1 rRNA gene is annotated in these 256 nt (G+C 53.9%); it reads right to left on the reverse strand.

Going from position 1 to position 256, the window contains the following annotated elements:
- Nucleotides 1-256, reverse strand: a 23S ribosomal RNA gene (locus NQ038_RS15270); the annotation flags it as partial.

The raw sequence follows: 256 nt of genomic DNA on the forward strand, positions 1-256 counted from the left end.
CTTAACCTTCCAGCACCGGGCAGGCGTCAGTCCGTATACATCGCCTTACAGCTTCGCACGGACCTGTGTTTTTAGTAAACAGTCGCTTCTCCCTGGTCTCTGCGGCCACCACACACACATCAGACCGAAAAGGTCCTTCACATGGGTGGCCCCCCTTCTCCCGAAGTTACGGGGGCATTTTGCCGAGTTCCTTAACCACGATTCTCTCGATCACCTTAGTATTCTCTACCTGACTACCTGTGTCGGTTTCGGGTAC

Origin of the sequence: Brevibacterium sp. 50QC2O2 (genome assembly GCF_024580675.1) — a bacterium.
GTDB lineage: Bacteria > Actinomycetota > Actinomycetes > Actinomycetales > Brevibacteriaceae > Brevibacterium > Brevibacterium moorei.